Below are 12,070 nucleotides of genomic sequence, written 5' to 3'. Positions count from 1 at the left end.
CCTTCATGACTACCTCTAGCTCAGCACTGTGGCACGGATTCGCCGACATGGGCGCCGTGAACGCTTCCGGGCCGTTCGTCGTCACCAGGGGCGAGGGCGTACACGTCTGGGACGACCAGGGAAACAAGTACCTCGACGCCACCGCCGGTCTGTGGTTCACCAATGTCGGCCACGGCCGCACCGAGATCGCCGACGCGGTTCGGGACCAGCTGAGCAAGCTCGCGCACTTCTCGGGCTTCGGCGACTTCACCGCGGACATCACGTATGAGCTGGCCGAACGGTTGTCGGCGATCGCGCCGATCCCGGGCTCCAAGATCTTCTTCACCTCAGGCGGCAGCGACTCGATCGATTCGGCGGCCAAGCTGGCGCGCCGCTACTGGCACGAGATGGGCAAGCCGGAGAAGAAGATCATCGTCGGACGCACCAAGGCCTATCACGGCATGCACGTGGCCGGAACCGCGCTGTCGGGCCTGCCGCCGAACCGCGAGGGCTACGGCGAGCTGATGCCGGATGCCGCCACGGTCGAGTGGGATGACGCGAAGAGCCTGCTCGGGCTCATCGAGCGGATCGGTGCCGACAACATCGCGGCCTTCTTCTGCGAGCCGATCATCGGCGCCGGCGGCATCTACCTGCCGCCGGACGGCTACCTGCGGGAGGTGCGCGACATCTGCCGCGAACATGACGTGCTGTTCGTCGCGGACGAGGTCGTCACCGGCTTCGGACGGATCGGCGGCAGCTGGTTCGCATCCGGCAAGTTCGACTTGCAGCCCGACATGATGACCGTCGCCAAGGGGCTGACCTCCGGTTACGTCCCGATGGGCGCGGTCTTCGTCGCGCCGAGGATCGCCGAGCCGTTCTATGCCGGCGGCGTCTGGTGGCGCCACGGCTACACCTACGGCGGACATGCCGGAGCCGCCGCGGCCGCAATGGCCAGCCTGGACATCGTCGAGCGTGAGGATCTGCTGACCCGCGCGCAGGAGCTGGCCGACAACCTGCATTCGGCACTGGCGCCGCTGGCCGATCATCCGCGCGTCGAAGAGGTGCGCAGCGGCAACGGTGCGGTGGCCGCCGTGCAGCTGGCCGATCCCGCCGAGGCGATGCCGTTCGTGAAGAGGCTGCGCGAGCGCGGTGTCAGCGGTCGGGCCGCGGGTGCCGGCGCGATGCAGATCTCGCCGGCGTTCGTGATGACCGCCGACCAGACCGCCGAGCTGGCCGAGCGCTTCGCCGCCGCCCTGGGCTGAACTGCTCTGAGCTGAACTGCACCGGAACTGCACTGGGCCGAGCTGCACTGGGCCGAACGGGGCCGACACGACGAAGAATGGGCCGAGCGCATCATGCGCTCGGCCCGTTCTCGTCGTCTTACTGCGTCAGGCGTTGCTTGGGTCAGGCGTTGACCAACAGCTCCGCGGTCGAGATCGCCTGGGCGACACCGGCGACGATGCTGCCGGCCTTGAGCGCCTCGAGGATGGCCTCGCGGTCGACGCCCGCCTCGCGCAGCGTGTTCTCATGCGCGGCAACGCAATGCCCGCAGCCGTTGATCGCCGACACGGCGAACGACCACAGCTCGAACAGCGCCTTGTCGACACCGGGGTTGCCGATGATGTTCATCCGCAGACCGGCACGCAGGTCGTCGTACTTGCCGTCGAGGAATCCGCGGCCACGGTAGAAGACGTTGTTCATCCCCATGATCGACGCGGCACCCAGCGCGGCGTTGTACGCCTCGGCCGAGAGGTTGTCGGCGGCTTCGTCCGCGATCTCCTTGAGCACCACCGGGTTCCGGGTTGCGGCAGCGGTGGCGAGCAGCGTGCCCCACAGCTGCTCCGGGTTCAGCGCGGTGGTCCGGCTGATCGAGCCCAGGTTGAGCTTGAGGTCCTTCGCGTACTCGGGCAGCGCGTTCTTCAGATTCTCGATCGACATAGGTTGTGCTCCTTGTTGACTAGGCCTTCTTCAGCTGGTGCCGGCTAGACGCTTGCGGAAAGGAGTTCGCCGGCATCGATGGTCGGGTCGCCCTTGCGCCAGTTGCAGGCGCACAGCTCGTCGGACTGCAGAGCGTCGAGCACGCGCAGCACCTCGTCGACATTGCGGCCGACCGAACCTGCGGTCACCGAGACGAACTGGATCTCGTTGTTGGGGTCGACGATGAAGGTCGCGCGGTCGGCGACGCCGTCGGCGTTCAGCACGCCGGTGGCGGCGGCCAGCTCACGCTTGAGGTCGCTCAGCATCGGGAACGGGAGGGTCTTGAGATCCTCATGCTGTGCGCGCCACTGGAAGTGGACGAACTCGTTGTCCACCGAAACGCCCAGCACCTGCGCGTCGCGGTCCTCGAACTCGTCGTTCAGCTTGCCGAACGCGGCGATCTCGGTCGGGCAGACGAAGGTGAAGTCCTTGGGCCAGAAGAAGACGATCCGCCACTTGCCGGCCGCGTCGTCGCTGGAGACGTTCGTGAAGTAGTCGTCGGGCTGCTGAGCGTTCACGGCGGAGAGGTCGCCGCCGATGACGGCGGTAAGGGAGTAGGCGGGGAACTGGTCGCCGATGGTCAGCAGGGTCATGCTCATCGCTCCTTAGATATATGAGTTCAGGTTTCGTACGTCTGTGCCTATTCTGCCGAAGAACAGTCAAAAGCGAAACGTGATTAATGGCACTACACTCATAGGTATGACCGATCAATTTTATGTGCCGACAATCGCCGCACTCCGGGCCTTCGTCGCGGTCGCGCAGCATCGCCACTTCGGCACTGCCGCAAAGAGTTTGGGTATCAGCCAGCCCACGCTGTCGCAGGCGTTGGCAGGCCTCGAGGCCGGCCTGGAGCGTTCGCTGGTCGAACGATCTACCCGGCGTGTCTTCTTGACAGAAGACGGTGAGCGACTGTTGCCTGCGGCCGAGCGGGTGGTCGACTCCGTGACGGAATTCACATCGGTCGCGGCGGGCTCCAGCGGCTCGCTGTCGGGGACGGTGCGCCTCGGGCTCATCCCGACGATCGCCCCCTATGTACTGCCGGGCGTGCTCGCGGGCCTGGCCGATCAGCTGCCGAGTCTGCGGCTGCGGGTGGTGGAGGACCAGACGGCCCGCCTGCTGGACGCGCTGCGGTCGGGGGCGGTCGATGTGGCGATGCTGGCGCTGCCGACGGACGCGTCCGGGATCGTCGAGATCCCGATGTACCAGGAGGATTTCGTGCTGGCGCTGCCGGCCGGTCATCCGCTGTCGGGACGTAGGCGGGTCTCGCCGGAGGTGCTCGCCGATCTGCCGCTGCTGCTCCTCGACGAGGGGCACTGCCTGCGCGATCAAGCGCTTGAGGTGTGTCAGCTCGCCGGGGTCCGGCCCGATGTCGGGCCCACCCGTGCGGCGTCGCTGGCGACCGCGGTGCAATGCGTGGCGGGCGGCCTCGGGGTGACGCTGATCCCGCGGACGGCCGTCGCGGTCGAGGCCGAGCGCGGACCGCTGACCACCGCCGAATTCGCCGGTGGTGCAGCGCGACCCGGCCGGCGGATCGGGCTGGTCGCACGGGCGAGCAGCCCGCGATTGACGGAGTTCCGGGAGTTCGCCGCCGCCATCACCGAGACGGTGGCCGCGAGCGGGGCGGTGCGAGTGCTCAGCCCGCGATGACCCGTACGGACGCGAGGGCGACCTCGCCGGACTGATCGGTCGCCTCCTGGTCGATCTCGGCCTCGACCGCCCAGCCATGGTCGCCGTCCGGGTCGTCGAGCACCTGGCGTGCCAGTCGGTCGCCGTCGAAGCTGAACAACGCCGGGCCGCGGGCGGCGGGGCCGGTGCCGAGCTCGCCGTACTCGTCGAAATACGGTGCCAATTCCGCCGCCCAGTCCAGATCGCCGGGCAGCTGATCCCAGCGTCGCCGGGCAACCAGCTCGATGATCCGGAACATGGCGTTGCGCACCATGATTCGCAGTGCGCGGGGCTGGGTCGTCAGCGCTGTCGGGGCGGGTGTGTCGGTGACCGGTTGGTCGACGTGGCCGGACGAGAGCTGCTCCCACTCGTCGACGAGGCTGGAATCGATCTGTGCGATCAGCACGCCGAGCCACTCGATGACCTCGTCGACTTCGGCTGATCGTGCCGCCAGCGAGATGCCCTGGCGCAGCACTCGATAGGCGTCGGTCAGGTAGCGCAGGAGCACTCCTTCGCTGCGCGCCAGGCCGAACTCGGAGACGAACTCGTTGAAGGTCAGCCCATGCTCGACCATGTAGCGCAGCACCGATTTCGGCGCCGGTTGATTGCCGCGCAGCCACGGATGTGACTGCTGATAGATCTCGAATGCGGCGTCGATCAGCTCCGCCTCCGGCTTCGGCCAGGTGACCTCGCTGAGCCGCTCCATTCGCTCGTCGTACTCGATGCCGTCGGCCTTCATCGCCGCCATCGCCGCGTCGCGGGCCACCCGTTGCTGCGCCATCAGCACCTGCCGCGGATCCTCCAGCGTCGACTCGATCAGCGAGACCAGTTGCAGGGGGTAGCCATCCGACTCGTAGTCGAGTACATCCGTGGCCGCCAGCGCGAACTCCGACAGCGGATTTGTGAGAGCGAAGTTCTTCGGCAGGTCGGCGGCGATCGCGACCCACTTGCCGGAGCGGTCGGGCCGATCGAGTTTCTGAACGACGTTGCCGGACAACAATCCCCGGTACAGCGAGATGGCGCGCCGGATGTGCGCCCGCTGCCGATCACGCGGTTCATGGTTGGCCTCCAGCAGATGCCGCATATGCGCGAAGCAGTCGCCGGGTCGGTCGATCACTTCCAGGATCATCGATGTCGTCACCGTGAACCGCGATCGCAGCGGCTCCGGCGGTGCGGCGACCAGCTTGTCGAAGGTGGCCTCACTCCAGGACACGAAGCCTTCGGGTGCTTTCTTGCGCTGGATCTTCTTGAGCTTCTTGGGATCATCGCCGGCCTTGGCGACCGCGCGAGCGTTCTCGACGTCATGTTCGGGCGCCTGGGCCACGACGTATCCGACGGTATCGAATCCGGCGCGCCCGGCCCGGCCGGCGATCTGATGGAACTCGCGGGCCCGCAGATGCCGCTGCCGGACGCCGTCGAACTTGGTCAGCCCGGTGAGCAGCACCGTACGAATCGGGACGTTGATGCCCACGCCGAGGGTGTCGGTCCCGCAGATGACGCGCAGCAACCCCTGCTGCGCTAGGCGTTCCACCAGCCGTCGATAGCGGGGAAGCATGCCGGCGTGATGGACACCGATCCCGGCACGAACCAAGCGGGACAGCACCTTTCCGAATCCGGTCGCGAATCGGAAGTCGCCGATCTCCGCCGCGATGGCATCGCGGGTCGCCCGGTCGGCGACGGTGACACTCAGCAGCGACTGCGCCTGAGTGACCGCGGCCGCCTGGGTGAAGTGCACGACATACACCGGGCCGCGGTCGTTCTCCAGCAGTTCGGTGATGGTGTGAACCGTGGGGGTCAGGGCGTAGGCGTACTCCAGCGGCACCGGCCGGGTCGTGCCGGTGATCGCCGCGGTTGCGCGACCGGTGCGCGTGCGCAGGTCATCGACGAAGAAGGACACGTCGCCGAGGGTCGCCGACATCAGCAGGAATTGGAATTGGGGCAGCTCGATGAGCGGCACCTGCCACGCCCAGCCACGATCGGGCTCGGCGTAGTAGTGGAACTCATCCATCACGATGACGCCCGGCGCGGCCGAATCACCCTCGCGGAGAGCGATATTCGCCACGATTTCAGCGGTGGCGCAGATGATCGGCGCCTGCGGATTGACGGAGGCATCGCCGGTCAGCATGCCGACCTGGTCGGCGCCGAACTGCCGGCAGAGGTCGAAGAACTTCTCGCTCACCAGCGCCTTGATCGGCGCGGTGTAGTACGACCGTTCGCCGCGGCACAGCGCGAAATACAGTGCGGCGCTGGCCACCAGCGACTTACCGGAGCCGGTCGGCGTCGACAGGATGACGTGCGAACCCGACGCGAGTTCGAGGACGGCCTCGTCCTGGGTGGGGTAGAGCTCAATGCCGCGCTCGTTCCACCAATCGGTGAAGGCGACGTAGCTGTCGTCGGGATTCCACGCGGCGGCGCCGTCCACCGAGGGTGGGGCTACCAGCGGAGACGCCGGGCCGGCGGTCACTCGTCGTCGGTCGAGTCGTCGGGGTTCTTGGTGTCCCCGGCGTGATGCTGTGCCAGATACTTCTCGAATTCGGCACCGAGTTCGTCGCCGCTGGGCAGTGGCTCGTCGGCGGCCAGCAGCGATCGCTCCTCGGCCTGACCGGCGGCGAATGAATCGTATTGCGACTCCAAGGCTCGCACGACGCCCTCGACCTCAGCGTTGCCGTCGACCTCGTCATCGATCTGCGCCCGCATCGATTCGGCCGCGTTCTCCAGGGCAGCGACGGGCAGATCCAGTCCGGCGACGCCGCCGAGTGCGGTGACCGCCTTGAGCGCCGCGGCCGGGTAATCGGTCTGCGAGAGGTAATGCGGCACATGCACCGACAGGCCGAGCGCCGGGTAGCCGGCCTGGCCGAGGCGCAGCTCCAGCAGCATCGATGCGCTCGCCGGGAACTTCAGGGCACCGCCCCACCGGGGCAGGCCTTCGATCAGGTCCTCGTCGCCGTGGGCGGTGAGCGTCGCGGGTCGGGTGTGCGGGATCGCCATCGGAATCGAATTGAGCCCGATCACCGTCGACACGGAGAACCGGTCGGCGAGTTCCTGAACGGCATCGACGAATCCTTCCCAGCGCAGATCCGGCTCCGAGCCGGACAGCAGCAGGAACGGTCGGCCCGAGTTGTCGCGCACCACGTGCAGCTGCAGCCGCGGCATGTCGACATCGGTGATCTGGTCGTCGGCGAAGGTCATCATCGGCCGGCGTGAGCGGTAGTCGATGATCGAGTCGGTGTCGAAGTAGGCGACCAGCTCCGAATGGAGGCTCTCGCGCAGGTGGTCGGCGGTCAGCTTGACGCCGTGGCCGGCATCCGCGAAGCCCTCGAGTGCGTGGACCAGTACGGGTCCCACTCCGTCGCCGGTATCGACCGATGGTGCCGGAAAGACCAGGCGGTACATCGATGAATGGTCGGTCATGCCTTTCCTCTCCTTCCGATCGGCGCGTCTGCTGGGCGGTGCTCTTGCATCAATTGTCGCGCACCGAGCCGTGCAACGGCCAATCGATAACCGTTCATCGGGTACAACGCGCCCCGCGACCGGCCCGATTCCCAGTTTGCGGCATCCGATGCGGTATCCGGTTCTGCTATCGGCGAACAGCGGGGAAGGCCGCAGGACCGCTGCCCGACGTGGCATGGTGAGGGCATGAGCAGCGACGAGACGATTCGGGTCCGGGGTGTGGTGTCGGCGAGCAAGGGCGCGCCGACGACGGTGGAGACGGTACTGATCCCGCCGCCGGGGCCGCGTGACGTGATCGTCGAGGTCCAGGCGTGTGGCGTCTGTCACACCGACATGGCCTACCGCGACGGCGGCATCAACGACGAATACCCGTTCCTGCTCGGACACGAGGCCGCCGGCATCGTCGAGCGCGTCGGATCGGACGTCACGCACGTCGAGGTCGGCGACTACGTGGTGCTCAACTGGCGCGCGGTGTGCGGCTCCTGCCGGGCCTGTCGGCGCGGGCGGCCGTGGTACTGCTTCGATACGTTCAACGCGAGCAAGCCGATGACGCTGGAGGACGGCACCGAACTCACCCCGGCTCTTGGCATCGGCGCCTTCGCCGACAAGACGCTCGTACACGAATTGCAGTGCACCAAGGTCGACCCCGGGACCGATCCGGCGGTCGCCGGGCTACTGGGCTGCGGCGTGATGGCCGGTCTCGGTGCGGCGATCAACACCGGCGCGGTCACGCGCGGCGACTCGGTCGCGGTCATCGGCTGCGGGGGCGTGGGCGATGCCGCGATCGCCGGCGCCCGCCTCGCCGGCGCGAACACGATCATCGCAATCGACCGTGATCCGCAGAAGCTGCAGTGGGCCAAGGAGTTCGGCGCGACCCATGTGATCGTCGCGGCCGCCGACACTGACATCGTCGAGGCCGTGCAAGAGCTGACCGACGGCAATGGTGCCGATGTCGTCGTCGACGCGGTCGGCACGCCGAAGACCTACGAAACCGCCTTCTACGCCCGCGATCTGGCCGGCACCGTGGTGCTGGTCGGGGTGCCGACGCCGGAGATGCGCCTGGAGATGCCGCTCGTCGACTTCTTCTCGCGCGGCGGATCGCTGAAGTCGTCGTGGTACGGCGACTGCCTGCCCGAGCGGGACTTCCCGATGCTGACAGATCTGTACCAGCAGGGCCGGTTGCCCCTGGACAAGTTCGTGTCGGCGCGGATCGGGCTCGATGAGATCGAATCAGCCTTCAGCGCAATGGAATCCGGCGACGTGCTGCGCTCGGTGGTGGTGCTGTGAGCCTGCGCATCGACCGGGTGGTGACGAGCGGGACGTTCAGTCTCGACGGCGGCACCTGGGATGTCGACAACAACGTGTGGCTGGTCGGCGACGACTCCGAGGTCGTGATCATCGACGCCGCGCATTCGGCCGACGCGATCATCGAGGCGGTCGGCGACCGCAATGTTCGGGCAATAGTGCTGACCCACGGGCACAACGATCATGTGACGGTGGCGCCCGAGCTGTCGGCGGCGGTCGGTGCCCCGATGCTGCTGCACCCCGGCGACCGAATGCTATGGGACGACACACATCCCGGGATCGATCCCGGCGACCTGGCCGACGGTCAGCGCCTATCGGTTGCGGGGACCGAGCTGACGGTGATCAATACGCCGGGGCATTCGCCCGGGTCGATCTGCCTGTATGCGCCCGAGGACGGCACCTTGTTCAGCGGGGACACCCTGTTCTCCGGCGGCCCGGGTGCCACCGGTCGATCGCATTCGCATTTCCCGACCATCATCGAGTCGATCCGCGATCGGATCCTGACGCTGCCGGCCGAGACATCCGTGCGCACCGGACACGGCGACAGCACGTCGGTCGGCGACGAGGCGCCGCATTTGGAGGAGTGGATCCGCAGAGGTCACTGACTCAGCTGCGGGGGCGGCTGCTGGAGCCGGCCGACCGCGGAGTCCAGCGCGGGCAACGCATTCGACGGGTTGGCGATGAGCTCGGCGACCACCGTCTCGACCTGGCCGACGGCGGCTTCCGCGTCGGCCAGCATCGACGTCTTGGCGTCCGATGGGAGCTGCGACAGGGCGACGAGCCGCCCGTCGAACTCGGTGGCCGCGGCTTCCAGCCGGACCCGGGCGTCGATCAGCATTCCGTCGTAGTCGAGCGTCGGCGAGCTGCGCAGCGCCGCGAGCGCGTCGCGGAGCCGGCGGTGCAGCCGTGCCTCCGGATCGTGTGAGCCGGCCCACGAGTCGGGCACGTCCGCATCCACGCCCGGAATCAATTGAGCACGACGGCGATTGGCAGCCTGCAGCCGCGCGACGACCACCACGATGCCCGCGCCGGCCGCAACGATCACCAGCACGATGATCACCAGGACGGCCGTCATTTTCGTGCCACCTGGATGAGTATCACTATCGCAAGGATCAGCACCGTGATGGCGACGCTGGCCGCGATGATCTTGACCTTGCTCCACGGCCGCTGTCCCTGCACTTCGCCGGTGACACCGTTGATGAAGACTTGGAACGGGCGGCCTTCGTAGACGACCGTCAGCAACCACATCGGCAGTAGCAGGTACTTGAACGCGATCGTGTCGAAACGGATGTCGCGCCAATTGATCTGCTGCCGATCGCCACCGATGTCGGCACGAATCGTGTTGTCGACGACCGGCTCCATCTGCGAGCGTGCCTCGCCGAAGGCCTGCTCGGCGTCGAGGTCGTAGGTGCGGGTGGCGTGTCCGGCCATGTACTCGGGCGTATAGGGCAGCGCATGTTCGGTCGGCCAGGGCTCCAGCTCGCGGACCCGCTGCGTATCGAATCCGGTGTTGGCCAGTGCCGGTACATCGTCGAAGGTGTTCTGGACGACGCCCGACACCGGGTACCAGTTGACGCGGGTCTCGAGGTGTTCGTTGTCGCCGGACCCGACCGAGACCGTGTATTCGATGCCGCGCTGCCCGCGATACTCGGTCGTCGACTCCGCGTCATAGACGAAGTAGGACGCATAGAGGCTGGTGAATGCGCCGACCTCGCGGTACTTCTTGAACTCGGTCGGGGCGAACCACCGGCTGTTGATCCACTTGTCGATCATCGTGCGGGCCGTCTTCTCATCGACCTGCATGGGGATCACGCCGTCGGCCGGGAGCCGGGCGGGCGCGTCCTGGATGTCGTTGCGGGCGATCACGGACGCGCAGTACGGGCACCGGGTCGCGGTCACCGTGCCCTCGAATCGCGTTCGGCCGCCGCAGTTCTGGCAGACCACTTCTTTGGCGGTGCCGAGGAGTGTGGCCATCTGCTGGTCCGCGGACTGCCGGATGCGCGCCATGGCCGCGCCGAGTTCATGCGCCTCGATCTGTCCCTCGGGTGCGGTGATCGCGACCGTCCGGCCGCAGCTGCGACAGGTCAGGCTCTGCGTCCGGGGATCGAACGCCAGCTGGTCGCCGCAGGACGGGCAGGGGTAGGTGCGCGTCTGTTCGGACTGGTGGTACGACGCCGGATCGCGAGGCGGCGTCGTACCGGGAGGCGGCGGGGGCGGTGCCGGCGGCATCGCCGGTCCCGATGGCCCGCTCGGCATGGCCGGCCCGGACGTGTTGGCGGGCATGCCCGGTCCCGAAGGGCCGGTGGGCATCGACGGGCCGGTGCCTGCCGGCATCGCGGGGCCGGGGCCGCTGGGAATGGCCGGTCCGCCGGGACCGGACGGCATGGCCGGTCCCGGCGCGGGCGGCATCGTGCGGTCGGGCGGGGGCGGCGGCATCGCCGGATCGCGGTGCGGGGGAGCCGGAACCGGCGGCCCGGTCGGCGGGTCGGGTGGAACCGTCATGAATTTACTGGCCCGGAGCCGGCGGAGGCGGCGGCGTCTGCGGTCCGGTCGGCGGGATCGGCGGCGGCACGGAGAACAGCGCTGCCAGCGCCGGAACGGTATGGGCGGCAACCCATCCGGCCATACCGGCGCTCCACACCAGCGTGTCCGGACCGATCTGCCCGGCCGCACCCTGCTGGATCTGCGCGACGGTGAACGGTCCGCTGGCCTGGCCGCCGGCGTCGACGTGGAATACCGGCGTGTTCGGCAACGGCGGCGGGGCAGTCGCGGCCGACGATTGGCCGCCCTGCTGAGCTCCCTGCTGCGCGGCCGCCATCTGACCGGCCATCGCGCCGCCCATGGCGACGCCCATGCCGGCCGACATCATGTCGCCCATCGCGCCGCCGGGGTTGCCGGCCGCGACGACCATCGCATCGGCGGCCTGCGCCTGCTGGTAGCGGTTGAGGTCGCCGACATTGTTCAAGAAGCCGCCGGCCTCGACGCCGCGCGCGACGCCGCGGGTCATCGCGTCGGTGATCTCGTCCGGCAGCGAGATGTTCATGGTCACCGAGTCGATGGCCAGACCGAACTCGTCGTCGACGCGCTCGGCGACGAACTGGCGCAGCTTCTCCGACAGTTCGACCTGCCGGCCCTGCAGGTCGATGACGCCCAGCTTGGACTCCATGACGAAGTCGGAGAATGCCAGCGTGATGACGCGGCGCAGCAGCTCGGAGATCTCGTCGATGTTCACCGAACTGTCGGTGCCGATCACCTCACGCAGGAAGATCTCCGCATCGGCGACCCGGACCACGCAGAGGCCATTGGCGCGCAGCTGCACCATCTTGAAGTCGGGATCCCGAACGGTGACGGGATTGGTGGTGCCCCAGCGCATGTCGGTGACCGGCCGGGTGTTGATGAAGTAGACCTCGGAGCGGAACGGGCTGTTGAAGCCGTGCTTCCAGCCCTGCAGCGTGCTCAGGATCGGCAGGTTCTCACTGACCAGCTCGTAATGGCCGGGACCGAAGCGGTCGGCGAGCTGGCCGCGGTAGACGAAGACCGCCTGCTGGCCCTCGCGGACGATCAGCTGTGCGCCGTTCTTGATCTCGTTCTCGTACCGGGGGAACCGCCAGGCGAGCGTCGAACGCGAATCATCGATCCACTCGATGATGTCGACGAGTTCGCCCTTGATCTTTCCGATGATGCCCATGGGAAC

Annotated in this window: 11 protein-coding genes; 4 read left to right on the top strand and 7 right to left on the bottom strand. The window is 67.7% G+C overall.

The features are described 5' to 3' along the window. Nucleotides 1–5: 5 nt before the first annotated feature. Entirely contained in the window at nucleotides 6–1,241 is a 1,236-nt protein-coding gene (locus tag G341_RS0114425; protein WP_043451673.1) for an aminotransferase family protein, read from the top strand. 142 nt (nucleotides 1,242–1,383) lie between these two features. On the opposite strand, the gene G341_RS0114420 is transcribed toward G341_RS0114425, so the two are convergent. Then, a complete protein-coding gene (locus tag G341_RS0114420) occupies nucleotides 1,384–1,917 on the bottom strand; it encodes an alkyl hydroperoxide reductase (protein ID WP_018179861.1) in 534 nt (177 codons plus the stop codon). Nucleotides 1,918–1,961: 44 nt separating this feature from the next. Next, nucleotides 1,962–2,549: a peroxiredoxin gene (locus G341_RS0114415; RefSeq protein WP_026303690.1), complete on the bottom strand. Its 588-nt coding sequence runs from the start codon at nucleotides 2,547–2,549 to the stop codon at nucleotides 1,962–1,964. A gap of 106 nt (nucleotides 2,550–2,655) precedes the next feature. Here G341_RS0114415 and G341_RS0114410 point away from each other — a divergent pair, with 106 nt between their 5' ends. Further along, entirely contained in the window at nucleotides 2,656–3,603 is a 948-nt protein-coding gene (locus G341_RS0114410) for a hydrogen peroxide-inducible genes activator (protein ID WP_018179859.1), read from the top strand. Here G341_RS0114410 and G341_RS0114405 read toward each other — a convergent pair. Beyond that, a complete protein-coding gene (locus tag G341_RS0114405) occupies nucleotides 3,590–6,043 on the bottom strand; it encodes a DEAD/DEAH box helicase (RefSeq protein ID WP_026303689.1) in 2,454 nt (817 codons plus the stop codon). The two genes, G341_RS0114410 and G341_RS0114405, sit on opposite strands and share 14 nt — an antisense overlap. A gap of 38 nt (nucleotides 6,044–6,081) precedes the next feature. Next, nucleotides 6,082–7,032, bottom strand: coding sequence for a PAC2 family protein (locus tag G341_RS0114400; protein WP_018179857.1), 951 nt, complete (start codon nucleotides 7,030–7,032; stop codon nucleotides 6,082–6,084). A gap of 225 nt (nucleotides 7,033–7,257) precedes the next feature. Here G341_RS0114400 and G341_RS0114395 point away from each other — a divergent pair, with 225 nt between their 5' ends. Beyond that, a complete protein-coding gene (locus tag G341_RS0114395; protein WP_018179856.1) occupies nucleotides 7,258–8,358 on the top strand; it encodes an S-(hydroxymethyl)mycothiol dehydrogenase in 1,101 nt (366 codons plus the stop codon). Continuing rightward, nucleotides 8,355–8,981: an MBL fold metallo-hydrolase gene (locus G341_RS0114390; protein WP_018179855.1), complete on the top strand. Its 627-nt coding sequence runs from the start codon at nucleotides 8,355–8,357 to the stop codon at nucleotides 8,979–8,981. Before G341_RS0114395 ends, G341_RS0114390 begins: the two co-directional genes overlap by 4 nt. On the opposite strand, the gene G341_RS22140 is transcribed toward G341_RS0114390, so the two are convergent. The 3 genes from G341_RS22140 to G341_RS0114375 are packed head-to-tail and all read right to left on the bottom strand — an operon-like array spanning nucleotide 8,975 to nucleotide 12,064. Then, nucleotides 8,975–9,451 carry a hypothetical protein gene (locus G341_RS22140; protein WP_018179854.1) on the bottom strand — a complete coding sequence of 159 codons (477 nt, stop codon included), beginning with the start codon at nucleotides 9,449–9,451 and terminating at the stop codon, nucleotides 8,975–8,977. The genes G341_RS0114390 and G341_RS22140 overlap by 7 nt on opposite strands. Then, complete coding sequence (locus G341_RS0114380; RefSeq protein ID WP_245557006.1) at nucleotides 9,448–10,878, bottom strand: TFIIB-type zinc ribbon-containing protein; 1,431 nt, start codon at nucleotides 10,876–10,878, stop codon at nucleotides 9,448–9,450. The genes G341_RS22140 and G341_RS0114380 overlap by 4 nt, the downstream gene beginning before the upstream one ends. Nucleotides 10,879–10,882: 4 nt before the next feature. Next, nucleotides 10,883–12,064 carry an SPFH domain-containing protein gene (locus tag G341_RS0114375; RefSeq protein WP_018179852.1) on the bottom strand — a complete coding sequence of 394 codons (1,182 nt, stop codon included), beginning with the start codon at nucleotides 12,062–12,064 and terminating at the stop codon, nucleotides 10,883–10,885. Between the last annotated feature and the right edge of the window lie 6 nt (nucleotides 12,065–12,070).

This window comes from Jongsikchunia kroppenstedtii DSM 45133 (genome assembly GCF_000380485.1).
Lineage (GTDB): Bacteria > Actinomycetota > Actinomycetes > Mycobacteriales > Mycobacteriaceae > Jongsikchunia > Jongsikchunia kroppenstedtii.
This window is presented reverse-complemented; position numbering and strand designations above follow the sequence as displayed.